12 protein-coding genes are annotated in these 17,129 nt (G+C 46.1%); 7 read left to right on the top strand and 5 right to left on the bottom strand.

Going from position 1 to position 17,129, the window contains the following annotated elements; translation table 11 throughout:
* Positions 1 to 54: 54 nt before the first annotated feature.
* The 3 genes from GT360_RS08845 to GT360_RS08835 form a co-directional block, all read right to left on the bottom strand.
* On the bottom strand, positions 55 to 1,428 hold the full coding sequence (locus GT360_RS08845) for a DEAD/DEAH box helicase (RefSeq protein WP_164648511.1): 1,374 nt from the start codon (positions 1,426 to 1,428) through the stop codon (positions 55 to 57).
* A 168-nt stretch (positions 1,429 to 1,596) separates the two neighbouring features.
* Positions 1,597 to 2,703 carry a phosphoribosylaminoimidazolesuccinocarboxamide synthase gene (locus GT360_RS08840; RefSeq protein WP_164648510.1) on the bottom strand — a complete coding sequence of 369 codons (1,107 nt, stop codon included), beginning with the start codon at positions 2,701 to 2,703 and terminating at the stop codon, positions 1,597 to 1,599.
* A 220-nt stretch (positions 2,704 to 2,923) separates the two neighbouring features.
* On the bottom strand, positions 2,924 to 3,328 hold the full coding sequence (locus tag GT360_RS08835) for a hypothetical protein (RefSeq protein ID WP_164648509.1): 405 nt from the start codon (positions 3,326 to 3,328) through the stop codon (positions 2,924 to 2,926).
* Between the two features lie 113 nt (positions 3,329 to 3,441).
* Here GT360_RS08835 and GT360_RS08830 point away from each other — a divergent pair, with 113 nt between their 5' ends.
* Positions 3,442 to 3,723, top strand: a complete 282-nt coding sequence (locus GT360_RS08830; protein ID WP_164646940.1) for a hypothetical protein — start codon at positions 3,442 to 3,444, stop codon at positions 3,721 to 3,723.
* Here the strand turns inward: GT360_RS08830 and GT360_RS08825 are convergent.
* Positions 3,720 to 4,073, bottom strand: a complete 354-nt coding sequence (locus GT360_RS08825; protein ID WP_164648508.1) for a VC1380 family protein — start codon at positions 4,071 to 4,073, stop codon at positions 3,720 to 3,722. The two genes, GT360_RS08830 and GT360_RS08825, sit on opposite strands and share 4 nt — an antisense overlap.
* A 253-nt stretch (positions 4,074 to 4,326) precedes the next feature.
* On the opposite strand from GT360_RS08825, the gene GT360_RS08820 reads away from it, so the two are divergent.
* The 5 genes from GT360_RS08820 to GT360_RS08800 all read left to right on the top strand — a co-directional run bounded on the left by GT360_RS08820 (position 4,327) and on the right by GT360_RS08800 (position 10,679).
* Positions 4,327 to 5,676 carry a MipA/OmpV family protein gene (locus GT360_RS08820; RefSeq protein ID WP_164648507.1) on the top strand — a complete coding sequence of 450 codons (1,350 nt, stop codon included), beginning with the start codon at positions 4,327 to 4,329 and terminating at the stop codon, positions 5,674 to 5,676.
* 156 nt (positions 5,677 to 5,832) lie between these two features.
* Positions 5,833 to 6,588 (top strand): ABC transporter ATP-binding protein, encoded by a 756-nt coding sequence (locus GT360_RS08815; protein WP_164648506.1) that lies wholly within the window; start codon positions 5,833 to 5,835, stop codon positions 6,586 to 6,588.
* 7 nt (positions 6,589 to 6,595) lie between these two features.
* Positions 6,596 to 7,393 carry an ABC transporter ATP-binding protein gene (locus GT360_RS08810; protein WP_164648505.1) on the top strand — a complete coding sequence of 266 codons (798 nt, stop codon included), beginning with the start codon at positions 6,596 to 6,598 and terminating at the stop codon, positions 7,391 to 7,393.
* 47 nt (positions 7,394 to 7,440) lie between these two features.
* Positions 7,441 to 8,937: an ABC transporter substrate-binding protein gene (locus GT360_RS08805; RefSeq protein WP_164648504.1), complete on the top strand. Its 1,497-nt coding sequence runs from the start codon at positions 7,441 to 7,443 to the stop codon at positions 8,935 to 8,937.
* Positions 8,938 to 8,942: 5 nt separating this feature from the next.
* Positions 8,943 to 10,679, top strand: coding sequence for an ABC transporter permease subunit (locus tag GT360_RS08800; protein ID WP_164648503.1), 1,737 nt, complete (start codon positions 8,943 to 8,945; stop codon positions 10,677 to 10,679).
* Between the two features lie 74 nt (positions 10,680 to 10,753).
* Here GT360_RS08800 and GT360_RS08795 read toward each other — a convergent pair whose 3' ends face one another.
* The gene (locus tag GT360_RS08795; protein ID WP_204274522.1) at positions 10,754 to 12,892 is read right to left on the bottom strand and encodes a heavy metal translocating P-type ATPase; all 2,139 of its coding nucleotides are present in this window, start codon (positions 12,890 to 12,892) and stop codon (positions 10,754 to 10,756) included.
* A gap of 236 nt (positions 12,893 to 13,128) precedes the next feature.
* Between GT360_RS08795 and hrpA the strand changes: the two genes are divergently transcribed.
* Positions 13,129 to 17,064 (top strand): ATP-dependent RNA helicase HrpA, encoded by a 3,936-nt coding sequence (gene hrpA, locus GT360_RS08790; protein WP_164648502.1) that lies wholly within the window; start codon positions 13,129 to 13,131, stop codon positions 17,062 to 17,064.
* The last annotated feature ends 65 nt before the right edge of the window (positions 17,065 to 17,129 follow it).

The following is a 17,129-nucleotide window of genomic DNA, read 5'->3' as shown; positions in this document are numbered from 1 at the left end:
AACGGAGAAGACTGAGGTTGAGAGAAAACAACCTCAGTCTTTATTTTTTTGGGATTACTCAGCTTTCGCTTTTGTTGGCTTCCTAGTCTTGTTTTTGTTGGCTTTTACTTTGTCTACCTGTTTGTGACGCGGGTTTTTGCTCACAGGCTTATTACCACGGCGCTTACTTGAAGAGCGTTGACCATCAGCATGTTCAGGCTTATCTTTGCTTGGTTGCTGCGCCTTTGGTTTTTTCGGCTTTTTAGGTTTCTTTGCTTTAATTGGACGGGTATCAAGCACGGACTCTTGCACCACATTGACCGCTTTATACTCTGGGTGCTCTTTACGCGGCAGCAGTTTCTGAATCAGGCGTTCGATCGCGAACAGCTCAGCGACTTCATCATTACAAACCAGAGAGACCGCCTCACCGACCGCGCCAGCGCGGCCAGTACGCCCAATTCGGTGTACATAGTCTGCAGCAACGTGGGGTAGATCGAAGTTGACTACATACGGCAGATGGGAAATATCGATACCACGCGCAGCGATGTCTGTTGCAACCAACGCGTTAATCTCACCATTCTTGAAGCCTTCCAGCGCTCGAGTACGCGCACCCTGACTCTTGTTGCCGTGGATTGCAGCAGAGGTAATGCCTTGCTTATCAAGATGGAAGCTTAATCGGTTAGCACCGTGTTTGGTTCTGGCAAAGATAAGCACTTGATTCCAGTCATTCTCTTTAATCAAGCTTACCAGTAGTGGGGCTTTCTTACGCTTGTCTGTCGTATAAATACACTGTTCAACAGTTTCTGCAGTAGAGTTTTTCGGGCTCACAGAAATTTCAACAGGGTCGTTAACCAAGCCTTTGGCAAGATCACGAATTTCTTCAGAAAAGGTGGCTGAAAAAAGCAGGTTTTGGCGCTTTTCAGGCAGCAGTTCAAGAATCTTTTTGATATCTCGAATAAAGCCCATGTCCAGCATGCGATCTGCTTCGTCCAATACTAGCACTTCAAGCTGATCAAATCTGACGGCGTTTTGCTGATAGAGATCGAGCAATCGCCCTGGCGTCGCCACCAATACGTCAACTCCTTTACGTAAAGACATCATTTGTGGGTTGATTTTTACACCACCAAAAACCACGGTCGATTTAAGGTCGGTATAACGGCTGTATTTGAAGGCATTTTCTTGAACCTGTGCAGCCAGTTCACGAGTCGGCGTTAAAATCAAAGCGCGAACATGATTCGCGCGCACCCGCTGCCCATCAGACAAGCGCTGTAAAATTGGGAGAACAAATCCAGCAGTTTTACCTGTACCTGTTTGCGCTGCAGCCATGACATCTTTACCAGTAATCACAGCAGGAATCGCTTGCGCTTGGATTGGCGATGGCTCGGTATAGCCTTGCTCGTCAACCGCTTTTAATAGTGGAACAGATAAACCTAGGGAGGAAAAACTCATAGAAAGCGCTCGTATTGGGGTAGGGAGAGTAAGTAAGCATACTCTAAGAAATCAAAGGGTGCGTATTGTGAAGAGAGTTGAGGGAATATGCAAATGAATCAGCGTAGAGAGACAAAATAAATGAAGCCAGCATAACTGCTGGCTTCATTATGAGAATAACCAAGCGGTTTACTTAGCGATAAGACCATACTCTTTATCAAGTACGTCAATAATCTCTTGCTTAGGATTTGCACTCAATTTGATTGGCTGGCCAGTGATCTTCTCTGCAACTCCAGTATAAGTGCGAGAGATATCCATCAATGCTTCGACTGGCAACTCATTATCACGAGCGAGTGCATCGCGCTCAGGCATACGCTCTTTGTTAAGCAGAATATCTGGATCTGGGAAGTGGTTAAGTAGGAATTGGCGGAAGCCCTCTTTTGAGTTCTCCACGATGTTGCCGGCCAAGTATTCTTTAGTGTCCCAAATACGTGACGAGTCAGGCGTACCTACTTCATCCATGTAGATCAGTTTTTCAACTCCCTTTGAATCTGTGACGTAGCCGAATTCAAATTTGGTATCGACAAAGGTTTGGTTGACTTTTTCAAGCGCGTCACTGATAACGCCAAAGCCTTCTTTTAATAGCTTTTCGTAAAGGGCAATATCTTCCGCTTTTGAAAAGTTGAATGCTGAGAAGTTTTCGACAATGTTATTGCGTGTGATATTCACGTCATCAGCTTCTGGTACGCCTGGGATGCCTTTAAGAATACCTTTAGTTGATGGGGTCATAAGCAGCTCAGGCAGCTTTTTGTCTTTTTCTAGACCTTCAGGAAGCTCAATACCACAAAACTCACGCTCACCTTTCTCGTAGGCACGCCACATAGAGCCGGTGATGTACTGACGGCAAATTGCCTCAATCATGACAGGTTTTGCTTTTTGAACGATCCATACGAATGGGTGAGGGATGTCTAGGATATGGCTATCGGCTAGACCATTGTCTTTAAACAGCTTGAACCAATGATTAGAAATAGCATTTAGAGCCGCGCCTTTACCCGGAACACCTTTCAGGCCGCCTTCACCACGCCAGATACAATCAAACGCTGAGATACGATCACTGATCACCATGATGGCAAGAGGGGCGTCTTCAGCCACATCGTAGCCCTTTTCTTTAATCAGGCGACGGCTATCTTCTTCAGTTAACCAGTAAACAGAGCGAACTTTGCCACTGTGAACAGGTTTATCAGTGCGGATTGGAAGATCATCATTTACGGCTAGAACTTGATCAGCGAGGCTCATCTAGGCATTCCTATCGTGTTTTCATTCAGTTAGTACTGAATAGTCGGTTAATAAAATATCCTCGAAATTTGCTGAGGATAGGTACAACAACACGAATGATACCAGAACAAAATTGATGTTCCACCTAAAAAGCAAACGTTTGCTTTATTGTTGTTCAAAGTCATCTTTAAACAACTTTAATGAGGCTAATCGAACAACTCAGCCAAAGTCAATTTCGTGCTTAATGAATACGATCCATGTGTGGAGTGTGTAATTGCAAATCATTTAGGAACACAAGTTGACAGCCTTGGTCTTCGGCAAGTGATTGTAAGCAGTGTCGTTCAATCGTAGAGAAACGACCAGAAGTAACAATTGCACTAGCGCTACGAGCTTGAAGTGCACGAGTGACGACTTCAAGTTCACTGAATTGGTGAGAAGCTTTAAGTTGCATGACTTTATCGACATCGACAGCGTAGTGAAGACATTCACCATAAGTTGGACGAGGGCATTCAGCCGTAAAGAAAATCCACTGACGTGACTCTGATGCTTGGGACAGTTGAGCAAATACGCTTTGAGGAATACTCATAGCACTCGATGAATTGAAAGACGCAGGGGAAGCGGGCATGTGTGATTCAATGTGATACATATTTACTGTCTCCATATACATACTGTATGCGTATACAGTATTGCTGTTTTCACAATTGATCAAGAGTGAAGATAAAAAATGTTGAAAAAGTGTACTCAAGTAGCAAGTGTGTGATGACAGTTATGTCACATGGATTGGCGAGAAGATTAGCACTGATAAATAGAGGGTTGTCAGGAAGCAAGCTAGACTTAACCGTAATCAAAGTTGTTCAGATAGGGGTAAGTATGCGAGAAGTGATTTTGACGATGTTTATTGTAAGTGTATTGGGTGGCTGTCAGCTAACTCGTGTTGAAGGCAAAGTGAAGGACGTAGACGTAAAAGTCAGTACAAAAGACGGCAATCGTTCCGACGGAGAGTTCTGTCCGCCGGGTCACGCGAAAAAAGGATGGTGTTAATGGTTGTCTTCAAGGTCTTCTATAGCCTCAATGACTTGAGAACTTGATTGCTCGTGGGCCATCAAAATTAGACCGAGCAGAGCCTGTGCTTTGTCCGCAACCGCGGCTGGCTCATGAAGGATTTTCATTACCTTGCTATGCAATAGATTAATTTCATGTTCAACAAAGCCGCGACCTTCTTCTTCTCTGATGAAATCATCCGGTGCGCTATCAAATTGCAAGTGCAGTAGCTCGTTATCTAGCTGGGTATCAATGAGCCTCTCAGGTAGCCAGACTTCTCCTGTAACAATCTCTGGATCAGAGCCTTCAGGAAGCGTATCTAAAATGATCTTTAAATCAGAGACTTTCACTCTTTGTAACTCGGTTATTATGAAAACAAATATCTATCGGCCCATTGTCGCAAATCTTTAACGACAATGACATAATGTGCGCTATGTCACGAGAACTACTCACTTTGTGGGGGGGATTAATGGACGTGACTATACTTGCAGGGATGTCAGAATGTTGTTTTACAAGGAATTTACGTAATTTTCATGTGGGATTATTATACTGTCCCGTTAGTGAATGGCTAACAAAAACTATTGGACAATGATTAGAGGCTCAATGAGAAGCTCAACTTTACTAAATTGGACATTGGCAAGCAGCCTACTTTCTTTCGGGGCTGTTGCTGAATCGGACGTATCTTCGCCTTTCTCTCTTGACCGAGAAAATGAACATCAAACTTGGGGTGTATCAGCGCAGTTTCGTGTTGCTTCTACGCCTTATGACCTGGACCAGAGTGGCAGCTCGACAACAAGCTTTATTCCACTTCTTCATTTTGAAAATGACTACTTTTTTGTGGATGGACTGGATGCTGGTTACAAAGCTTATGAGCAAGGGCAGTGGACATTTAACGCAATTTCACGCCTAAGGTTTATCGATTTACCTGAGGATTTACAACATGAGTATGGCAGTGCTCGAATGGATCTTGGTGGTGCTCTGGGCTATCAGCTAACAGATGCGACCATAGCCGAGCTAGAGCTTTTGAGCGACAGTGATGGTGCTCTGCACGGTAATTGGCGTATATCAACCGAATACACAGGTGAAGATTGGTGGGTTAAGCCCAGTGTGACACTACGCTATAAGTCTGCGGAGTTTAACTCACAATACTATGCTGTTGAAGATCTCACGGGAGAACGCATTGGAGCGGGTATTGATGCGACTGTTGGGGTCGAGGGGCGCTATCATTTGGTTTCAAACCTATACCTGTTAGGTTCTACCAGTCTTACGGTATTAGACGACAACGCATACTCCAGTAGGGCGGTTGATAGCAATACTCAAGGAGAAGTCTACCTTGGTTTCGGTTTCTTTAACGAGCCTAAGAAAACCAAGCGCTCTGACGTTAAGGCGAAACCTTATGTACGTATTGCTCATGGTTGGGGAACGATTTCTAACATGGGCGATATTCTTCTTCGATGGGATGTCGAGAAAGATGAATACAATAACCAGATGACATCGGTGTTCTATGGTCACCCGCTCAGCGATACACTTTTTGGTTTACCTTTAGAACTTTACTTTACACCGGGTATCGGTCACCACTGGTCATCAGAGGTACAGGGGCATAGCACAGAGTATATTGCTGCCGTAAAAGCCTACTATACATTTCAGTGGCCATTTCAGTGGCGTTTTGGTCTAGCACAAGGTCTATCTTGGGTTGATCGAACGACTTACCTTGAGTATCAAGACATGATCGTTAATAAGGATGATTACACGACGGCAAGTCGCCTGCTTAACTATCTCGATTTCTCATTTGATTTTAATCTGGGTGATGCCTTCAATAATAGTAATTGGAATGACATCTGGCTGGGTTACACACTACACCATCGTTCAGCTATTTTTGAAACGGCTGCGCAATATGGTCGAATGAAAGGGGGTAGTAACTACAATATGGTTTACCTTCAGTTCGATTTCTAAGCAACGACTATATAGCTCAAGTTCGCTTGGGCTATTTTTTACCCTACCATTATGTCTTCTAGATAATAATTCTGTGACAAAGCCCGAAGCCCCTTTAAGTCGAGGGCGTTTCGTGGCATAGTTGTGATGTTATAACATTTCAGCGCCGTTTCAAAGATGACCTCTCCTTTACTTCAAATTAATGATCTGACATTAACCAGTTCATCACGAACTATTGTTCAATCTCTTAACTTAGAGCTTTATGCTGGTGAGGTATTGGCGATTATGGGGCCCTCTGGAACCGGAAAGTCGATGCTCTCGAAAGCGATAGCGGGCTTCCTGCCTGATGAAATTCATATGCAGGGTAGTGTACGTATTTCCGGAACAGAAGTCGGTCATTTGCCGTTGATATTACGCTCAAAGGAACAGAGACCAGGGGTTGTTTTTCAAGATGCACTTCAAGCGCTGAACCCGTTGGCGAGTGTGGAAGCTCAGTTGGCCCTTGCTTTGACTTCGAGCAAAACTAAGCTTAAGGCGAGTGATAAAAGCCAAGTCATCGCTCTTCTAGAGCGTTTGGGGTTCAGTGAGCCAGAAAAAACTTTAAAGTCGCACCCAAGTCAGTTGTCGGGTGGGCAGAGGCAACGTATCTGTATCGCCATTGCGTTATTGAATAGTACACATTTGATTATCGCCGATGAGCCAACAAGTGCACTTGACCCAATCACTGAAAGAGAGATCTTGAAGTTATTTAAAGGCAGTGTGAAGCAAGACAACCTTGCAGGTGTGCTGATCACTCATGATTTGGCCTCAGCACTCACCTGTGACAAGTTGCTGGTTATCTGTGATGGTCAAATGGTGGCCTTCGGGACGCCGCATGATGTCATCTCTCATGAACATGCATTCTGTCAGCAAATGAAAGAGTTGGTGGAATAATCTCCCTATGAAATTACATAATCATTCCGTTTCCGCTGAAGTACACTTTGACAATGTCAGTGTGCACTATCAGTCTCGACCATCTTGGTTGGGTGGTGAGGTATTTAAAGCACTCGACAAACTCAGTTTAAAGGTAGACAGCAAAAACCTAGCCGTCGTCGGACCGTCGGGGGCAGGTAAATCAACATTAATAGAGTTGTTGTTTGGTTTAAGAAAGCCCACACACGGTGAAGTGATAGTGTGTGGCTACCCATTGTCAACGTTGACCAAACAGCAGCGTCTCAAGTTGTGTAAGCACATTCAGTTGGTTCCTCAAGAGCCGCATACGAGTTTGAACCCATACCTGACCGTCAGAGATATCCTCTCCGAGCCCCTCATTAACCTTGGTTTTGGCGGAGACTATGAGCCAAAATTAATCAGTACCGTAGCTGATGTGGGTTTACATGACGGTGTACTCGACCTTTATCCTAGGCAGTTGTCAGTGGGTCAGGCTCAGCGAATCGCGATCGCAAGAGCACTGGTGGTAGAGCCGTGTGTGCTGGTGGCTGATGAGCCAACAAGTAGTTTGGATCCGATTAACAGACGCAATATTTTGGATCTAATTTCAAAGCTCCAGCGCGAGCGTGGCATGTTACTGATTCTGGTGACTCATGATCTAGGCGCTGCGAAAGCACTTTGTGATGAGGTGTTAGTTCTCGATAAGGGACAGGCTGTGGAAAATAGTGCCACTCAAGATGTTATGCAAGATCCTCAGCATCCAACTAGCCAAGCGCTGGTCAATGCACAAAATATGATGAGTGTGTGATTCGGATTCGGTTCACGCACGCTATTTACCCAATGGAATATATAAAAATGAAAACTAACAAGCTTAAGTTGGCCATCGCGCTAGCACTCGCTGTACCACTCGCAGGCTGTTTTGGCTCAGACTCAAAACAAGAGACGACAGCCGTAGAAAAAACAGAGATTCGTTTAGCGATGATGCAGCCACCGCGCACAGGTTTATCTCCACTATCGGACGACGCATTTAAGCTGTCTCGTTGGAGCACGGCTGAAACGCTAGTGAACTTGAACGACGAGGGCAATACAGAGCCTATGTTGGCAACAGAATGGCAGCAAGTTGACGATCTTACTTGGACATTTACCATTCGTCAGGGGGTAAAATTCCATAACGGCGCAGATCTAGATGCACATGCTGTTGTACTGAGCTTCCAAAAAGCGTTTGAAGCAGCACCAAAGCCACGCATTCTTGATGGTATCGAGTGGCAAGTCCGTGCTCTGGATGACAATACGGTAGAAATTAAAACTGAATTTAATGATCCACTGTTACCTAGCCGACTCTCTAGCCCACAGCTTGCTATTTTGGCGGCAGACGCTTATCAAGAAAATGGTCGCGTGTCCCCAATTGAGACAGGTACAGGGCCTTTCATTTTGACCGAAATCAATGGTCAATCGAGCGCAAAGCTTGAACGCTACGATGCTTACTGGGGTGAAAAGGCAAAAGTTGACACCATCATTGCCGATTATGTCCCTGATGGTTTCGCTCGCGCGGCCGCGCTAAGAACAGGTGAGGCTGATGTTGTAGAAGCGGTGCCAATTTCTCAAATTGCGATGATTGATAGCGAATTGCTGCATGAAGTTTCAATGCCACGCACTAATACACTTTACTTGAACAATCAATCTGAAGTGTTTAGTCAGCTAGAAATGAGAAAGACAGCTGCTTCTGCAATTGATCGCAACCAAATTATTGAAACGGTGTATGAAAACCACGCGGACCTCGCAAAAGGCCTATTAGGTCCAGCACTACCGTGGGCAGATTCATACCGTACTCCACGCCTAGAGCAAGCGATTGAGCGCCGTGCGTCGGGTGAAAAAATTGTTATCGGTACATTTACAGACCGAGCGGAACTCCCTGAGGTTGCAGCACTTCTCAAGCAGCAACTAGAAGCCGTTGGCTTTGACGTTGAATTAGATATTCGTGAATATGCGCAAATCGAGAATGATGCACTTGCTGGACGTTTCGATGCATTTATTCTGTCTCGCGCAACGGTTCTAGATTCAGGTGACCCAGTGGCTTACATGCAAAGTGATTTTGGCTGTAACGGTTCATTCAACCTTGGCCAGTTCTGTGCTGAAGATGTAGACCAAGCACTTGATCATGCTGATCTACAAGAGCTCGGAGAGCCACGCCAAAAAGCCATTATTGCTGCGGAGCGTGCGATCTTAGACCATTATGCAGCGATTCCTCTACTACACGAGCGTGTGGTACAAGGTGAAAGTGCGCGAGTGTCTAATGCTAAACGCGATCCAGCAGAACGTCGCCTGATAGACCAAACAACAGAGGTTAAATAGGCACAATGTTGTCTGCTGTTTCCCGCAACTCTCAGCTTGACGCAGCCTTGCCCTGGATTTCAAGGGCAATTGCGGTTTTGATTGTGGTGGTTTTAGTGGGGTTAATGCCGGAAATTTCCGGTATTGATCCCAGCCAGACGATTTTACGAGCTCGAGCAGGCCAACAACAGTTACTGACCCCAGAAGCCCTTGCTGCAGTGAGAGCTGACTTGCAACTCGATCGAAGTGCTGGCGAACGTTTGTGGAGTTGGGCAAGCTCCGCTATGCAGGGTGATCTTGGTAACTCTTGGATTGATAACTCATCAGTGACTGAGAGCGTAAAGAAAAACGTCGTTACTTCTTTAACCTTAACTGCTTCCGCTTTTGGACTCACCATCATCCTATGTGGAATCAGCGTGTGTTATACCTTGTATCGTTGGAGTCGCAATCAATTAGGTGTAGAGCACAACGCCATTAGTTCGGTTTTGGTTGCGCTTCCAGAGTACGTCATTGCCGCACTACTGATTCTTATCTTTTCCGTTTGGTTAGGGTGGTTCCCTCCCTATGGATGGAGGAGTATAGATAACTTATGGCTGCCAGCTTTCGCATTGGCTTTGCCAGCCAGTGGCCTTTTTAGCCGTCTACTGAATGATAGCTTGAAAAGAGTGCTCAATGAGCCTTGGGTTATTACTTGGCTAAGCGCTAATGTTAAAAACAGAAAAATCGCTCGCTTTGCTGTGTGGCGCGCAATAAGCAATTTGTTCCCGCAAATTGCGATGACCATTATTGGCTTAACGGGGGGGGCAGTTGCGGTTGAGCAAATCTTCTCAATACCAGGGATAGGCCGTTATATTCTTGGCGCTGCGAAAGCGCAGGATTTACCGCTTCTTCAAGGTGGGCTTCTTGTCCTACTGGTTTTTTCGATATGTGTGAGTAGCTTAGGTATCATGCTGCAGAAGCTGGTTTTGGGGCATAGTCTGCAAAGTGGCAAGCTGATTAGTAGTCACTCGACGTTTAGTTTTACAAGCTCAAAACTAAAGCGCGCATTAAGTGTGGCTATATTTGCTTCGCTAGCGGTTGTCGTTCTGTGGGGTTCACAACGTGATGCCACACTGAGCCAGTTCGCGAGATTGGCACAACCAAGCTTTGATGCACCTATGGGGGCAGATAGTCTAGGGCGAGATATGCTCGCTCGTGTTGGCCAAGGTATGATTGAAACCCTACAAGGGGGTGTGATTGCGACTTTCTTGAGCCTGGTTGTGGGCATATTGCTAGGCTTTTGTACTCGCTTTAGTCAAGGCTTTATCGAGATCACTAAGGGTGTGCCATACATCGTTGCGGGTTTGCTCGTTGCAGGTCTTACAGGCATGAACCCAAACAGCGCGATGATCGCGATCGTGCTTGTATCGTGGGCACCGCTTGCCGCTCACTGTTCGAGTTTGCTGGTTGAAGCAAAAGCGCAGCCCTATACTCACTTAGCGCCGATTTGGGGCACGCAGCAATGGCGCATACTAAGGTACTACTTACTTCCTTATGTTTTGCCGCCACTCGTGCGTCACGCCTTGTTGAGGTTGCCAGTCATTACGTTAAGTCTCACGTCATTGAGCTTCATCGGACTGGGCGCGAAACCACCTTCACCGGAGTGGGGTCTATTGATTGCGGAAAACTTGCCGTATATTGAGCGCTCTCCACAAGCGGTCCTGATACCAATAATGGGGCTAGTGATGATTGGTGTCGCCATCAATTTGTTGTTTGATGACTAAACAGCTTGGAATAAAAAATGCAGTGATGGGGAACCATCACTGCATTTTTTATCGCACAAGAAGGGAAGAACCTGTTAAGAATCAATCTTCTCTGTTAGTAGCCTTAGCGCATTTAGAGTAACTAAAGCGGTTGCGCCCGTGTCGGCAAGTACGGCTGCCCAAAGGCCAGTGACACCGAGTAAGGTAGTGATTAAGAACAGTACCTTACTGCCCACCGCTAGGGCGACGTTCTGACGGATAATCGACATCGTTTTACGAGAAAGCTTGATCAGTCCGGCGATGGATTGCAGGCGATTGTGAGTCAATGCGCAATCTGCCGTTTCTAAAGCAACATCGGTACCATTTCCCATAGCGATACCAACAGAAGCCGCTTTTAACGCCGGAGCATCGTTAATACCATCACCAATCATTGCCACGGAGTCTGAGATTGAGCGTATTGCGTCAAGTTTATCTTCTGGCATTAACTCAGCTTTGTAGCTGATATCTAGCTGGTCTGCGATTGACTTAGCGGTACGCTGATTGTCACCGGTTAACATTGTGCTGTTGATGCCCAAAGACTTAAGGCTTTGAATGGTGTTTTTCGCATCGTCTCGCAGGGTGTCTTGCAGCGCAATAGTAGCGACAGGTTGTTCATCAACCGTTACAACCACGACCGTTTGACCTTGTGCTTCAAACTGATGAATGTCATCAAGTAGAGCAGACTCAAGGTTACTGATGTGACGAGGCGCGAGTACTTGAACTGATTGGTGATTGATCACACCCGATGCGCCAACACCAGAAATTGAAGTGGTACTTTCTGCTTGTGGAATATCCAAATCGCGACGCTTTGCTTCATTCACAATAGCGACCGCCAATGGGTGAGTCGATTTTCTCTCAATCGCCGCTGCAAGCGCAAGGGCAGAGTCATCACCGACATAGTTGACAACCTGAGGCTGACCTAGTGTCAGTGTGCCTGTTTTGTCGAATGCGATATTATCAATACGACCTAGCTGTTCTAACGCTAATCCGCCTTTAATTAGTGCGCCACGTCGAGTCGCGTTAGCAAGTGCTGAGGTGATAGCTGCAGGTGTAGAAATAACGAGCGCGCATGGGCAAGCGATGAGAAGCAAGGCGAGTGCTTTGTATATCCACTCTTGCCATTCGCCTGCAAAAGCGATTGGTGGAATGACGGCGACAAGCAGGGCGATGAACATCATTAGCGGTGTGTACCAGCGGCTGAACTTGTCAATAAAGCGCTCTACTGGGGCTTTTTTCTCTTCAGCTTCTTCAATCAATCGAATAATACGGTCTACGGCACTGTCGCCTTGCTCTGAAGTAACTTTGAGCCGAACCGTTTTTTCAACCACCAGACTACCTGCCATGACGCTGGCTTTAGACTTCAATTTGACTGGTAGCGACTCTCCGGTCAATGCACTCTGGTCAAAGTGTCCGTGACAGCTCAGTAGCTCACCATCTACAGACAGTCGTTCACCGGGTAGAACCTCAATTGTGTCACCGACTAAAATAGACCCAACAGGTACAGCCTCAACCTCTCCATCGGCTTTAACATGACGAACTTCATCTGGAGTTAATGCAATCAGTTTTTGCACGCCACTACGCGCCTTATTCGCTGCAAAACCCTCGAGTTGCTCCCCTAACATAAATAGGATGAGCACCATTGCCGCTTCGACGGTCTCACCCAGGAACAGAGCGCCAATGACCGCAACAGACATCAAGGTTTCAATCGAGAATGGGGTGCCATTGCGCATCAATGCGACCGCTTTTTTCGCGATTGGTATCAGTGCAATCACAGTGACACCATACAGCATTGCCTGCTTAAGCGTTGAGTCGAATGCACCAGTTATCATTGCAATAGCGAACAGGCAAGCGACTAACACAATGTGTGCGTAGGGCTTTAGGCGATTGACGGGCTTCGACAACTTTGGTTTTGATTCATCAACAACGGAAAAGCCGGTTGCGTGAATCGCCGCGATGACCTCGCTCACATCGAGCTCAGAAGTGGCGGAGATAATTAATCTTTCAGTGGAAAAAGCAACTCGCGCAGCGTTTACACCTTGTAAGTTCTCTACGGCTTTCTCGACTTTTGCCGCACAGCTAGGGCAATCCATACCCTCTAATTGCCAGCTGTACCTTTTTCCCGAAGCCTCCAGTGTTGCTGGTTTTTTCTTTGAAGAGCAGCAACTTGAATGGCTGCAGCTTTGGGACTGACTCATTGTAATACCTTAATTTACTTTGTGATCTTGCATTATATAAAAAATGGGCGTTGAACATAGTACAAATATGTTGCGAAAAAATTATATCGGATATAACTAAACCGTGAATCTGTCGGGCAACGATTTGAAGGACGAGAACATACAATTCCAATAAAGCACTGGCTAGGAGTGAAGAAAGTGATGCAACTTGTGCTACAATTCGGCCAGTTTTAAGAGTAAGAACAATAGGAAACGCTTTGACCTCGTCTCAGCCAGAAAACAACGCTCAGAAACCACAGACTGAGCAAGCGCAAGCCAATAGCGCACAGTCCCTTCGCAAAGCACTAAGCCAGTGTATGATGCGTGACCGCTTCCGTTTAAGTAAGCGTATCTCAGGGGCGAACAAAATTAAAAAAGACGCCTCGCGTAACGCGGTGTTTGACGAAATTGCCTTAGATATAGCGAAATCCATGATGGAAGCTGAGCAGCGAGCAAGCGCTGCCGTGACCATTGATTACCCTGAAATCCTACCTGTTAGCCAAAAACGTGATGATATTGCTGAGGCGATTCAGAACAACCAAGTGGTGATTGTTGCCGGCGAAACGGGTTCAGGTAAAACCACTCAGCTACCAAAAATTTGTGCTGAACTTGGTCGTGGCAAGTTTGGCTTGATTGGTCACACTCAGCCTCGCCGTCTTGCAGCACGTTCAGTAGCCACACGTATTGCTGAAGAGATGGAGACCAAACTCGGTGAGTTTGTCGGTTATAAGGTCCGATTTAACGATCAGATTTCCGAGAATACTCAAATCAAGTTGATGACCGACGGTATATTGCTTGCTGAGATTCAGCACGACCGATTTTTGAATCAGTACGACACCATCATTATCGATGAGGCGCATGAGCGCAGTCTAAACATCGACTTTATTCTTGGTTACTTGAAAGAGTTGTTGCCACGTCGTCCCGACCTGAAAGTGATCATCACCTCAGCGACCATTGACCCAGAGCGATTCTCAAAGCATTTTAATGATGCGCCAATTATTGAAGTTTCTGGCCGTACTTATCCGGTGGATGTGCGTTATCGACCTCTCGGTGGTGAAGATGAAGCTGATCGCGATCAGATGGAAGGCATCTTCGATGCGGTAGATGAACTTTGTGATGAGGGGTTAGGGGACATCCTCATCTTCATGAATGGTGAGCGTGAAATTCGCGATACTGCCGATGCTCTGACCAAGCGCAAGCTTCGTGATACTGAGATAGTGCCGCTGTACGCGCGTTTGTCTGCGGGTGAGCAGAACAAGATATTCCAGCCTCATGCTGGACGACGTATTGTTCTCGCGACGAACGTAGCGGAAACATCTCTGACGGTTCCGGGCATCAAGTACGTGATTGACCCAGGTACGGCGCGTATTAGTCGATACAGTTATCGAACCAAAGTTCAGCGCTTGCCTATTGAGCCTGTTTCTCAGGCAAGTGCAAACCAGCGTAAAGGTCGTTGTGGTCGTGTTGCGGAAGGTATCTGTATTCGACTTTACTCAGAAGAAGATTTTGAGTCACGTCCAGAGTTTACCGATCCAGAGATTCTGCGTACTAACCTTGCGTCTGTTATCTTGCAAATGACCGCACTGGGTCTTGGTGATATTCAAGCATTCCCATTTGTAGAGGCTCCCGATAAACGCAATATCCAAGATGGTGTTCGCCTATTGGAAGAGCTCGGTGCTATCAATGATAAGGCCAAAGATGCGAAGAAACGTTTAACGTCAACAGGCCGTCAACTGGCACGCTTGCCTATCGATCCGCGTTTGGCTCGTATGGTGTTAGAGGCACCGAAAATGGGCGCACTGAAAGAAGTGATAGTGATTGCTTCTGCATTGTCTATTCAAGACCCGCGTGAGCGACCAAGTGACAAACAACAATCATCTGATGATAAGCATCGCCGTTTCTTCCATGAAGAATCAGATTTCCTAACGTTTGTGAATCTGTGGGATTACATTCAAAAGCAGCAGAAAGCTCTATCAGGCAATCAGTTCCGCAAGCAGTGTAAGCAAGACTACCTCAACTACTTGCGAATTCGTGAGTGGCAAGATGTTTACTTCCAGATCCATCAAGCCATGCGTGAAATGGACTTTAAACTCAATGATGAACCTGCTTCCTATCAGGGTGTACACAGCTCACTACTGGTGGGCTTGCTTTCGCATGTGGGTATGAAAGATCAGGAGAAGAATGAATATCAAGGCGCTCGTAATGCGCGCTTTCATATCTTCCCGGCGTCAGGTCTATTTAAGAAACAGCCGAAATGGATTATGTCTGCAGAGCTGGTGGAGACCTCAAAACTCTGGGGGCGCATCATTGCTAAGATCCAACCAGAATGGATTGAGCCATTAGCCAAGCACATCATTAAACGTAGCTACAGCGAGCCGCATTGGTCGAAAAAACGTGCTGCCGTTATGGCGCATGAAAAAGTCATGATGTATGGCATTCCAATCGTGCCGAAACGTCTGGTTAACTACGGGAGCATTGATACACCAGTAAGTCGCGAAATATTTATTCGCAGTGCTTTAGTGGAAGGCGAGTGGGACACTAAACACGCCTTCTTCAAGCAAAATCGCAAGTTGCTGCAAGAAGTTGAAGAGCTGGAGAATAAATCTCGTCGCCGTGACATTTTGGTGGATGATGATGAGCTGTTTGATTTCTATGATCAGCGAGTGGATACCGAGGTTGTTTCTGGTCGTCATTTCGATACCTGGTGGAAGAAGGCGTCAAAAGGCAATAGTGAGCTGCTGAACTTTGAAAAAGAGATGCTGTTCAAAGGGGATGCCAGCCATGTAACTGATTTGGACTATCCAAATTTCTGGCATCAAAATGGCCTAAAGCTGAAACTGAGCTATCAATTTGAGCCAGGCGATGACAATGATGGTGTTACCGTTCATATTCCGCTACCGATTCTAAACCAGATTGAGCCAGCGGGCTTTGATTGGCAAATTCCAGGGCTGCGCCATGAGCTCGTTGTGAGTTTAATTAAGTCCCTGCCTAAGACACTGCGTAAGAATTTCGTGCCAGCGCCTAACTATGCTGATGCCTTTTTGTCGCGTGTGACACCGATGGAAATGCCACTGCTAGATGCATTAGAAAAAGAGCTGCGCAGAATGACAGGTGCGGAGATTTTGCGTGATGATTGGAAACTGGACCAAGTACCAGAACACCTGAAAGTCACCTATCGCGCTGTTGACCATCGTAACCGCAAGCTTAAAGAGAATGCCGACCTTCATGAGCTCAAAGAGAGCTTAAAAGAGAAGGTTCAGCAAACGCTGTCTAAAGTAGCGGATGACGATATTGAACAGCAGGGTCTTCATACTTGGAGCTTTGGTGAACTGCCGAAAGTCTACCAGCAAAAACGTGGCGGCTATGATGTAAAAGCCTATCCTGCACTGGTTGATAATAAAGACAGTGTTGAAATCAAGCTGTATGAAACGGAGCAAGAGCAGCACCTTGCAATGCAGGCTGGTCAGCGCCGCTTAGTGCTACTTAACGTGCCGTCGCCAATTAAGTATCTGCACAGCAACTTACCGAATAAGTCTAAGTTAGGGCTCTACTTTAACCCTTATGGCAAAGTGCTTGATCTGATTGACGACTGTATCGCCTGTGGTATCGACAAGTTGATTGAAGAGAAGGGCGGTATTGTTTGGGAGCCTGAGCAGTTCGACGCTCTCAAGGAGCATATCCGTGCTGAGCTGGGCGACACTGTGGTTGAAATTGCTAAACAGGTAGAGACAATCTTGACTACTGCATTCAATATCAACAAAAAGCTCAAGGGTAAGATCGACTTCACGATGGCGTTTGCGCTGTCAGATATCAAGGCACAAATTGAAGGGCTTATCTTCAAGGGCTTTGCAACAGAATGTGGTTGGAAACGTCTGCCAGATATCCTACGTTATATGCGGGCGATTGAGCGTCGCATGGAAAAGTTGCCGATTGATCCGAACAAAGATCGCTTGCACATGTTGAAGATTGAGTCAGTGGCGAATGATTACGAAGAGTTACTGAATAAAATCCCGAAAGGTGTCATGGTGCCACAAGAAGTCAAAGAGATTCGCTGGATGCTAGAAGAGCTGCGCGTAAGCTATTTTGCGCAGCAACTGGGCACACCATACCCTGTGTCGGACAAACGTGTAAAAAATGCAATAGAAGCGATCTGATTTTATTCAATTATTTTGCATCAAACTAACAAAAAGCATCAATGTGCTGAATTAATTATGGTAAT

The sequence above is a fragment of the Vibrio astriarenae genome (assembly GCF_010587385.1).
Classification (GTDB): Bacteria; Pseudomonadota; Gammaproteobacteria; order Enterobacterales; family Vibrionaceae; genus Vibrio; species Vibrio astriarenae.
The sequence above is the reverse complement of the archived record's forward strand: the minus strand, read 5'-3'. Positions and strand labels throughout refer to the sequence as shown.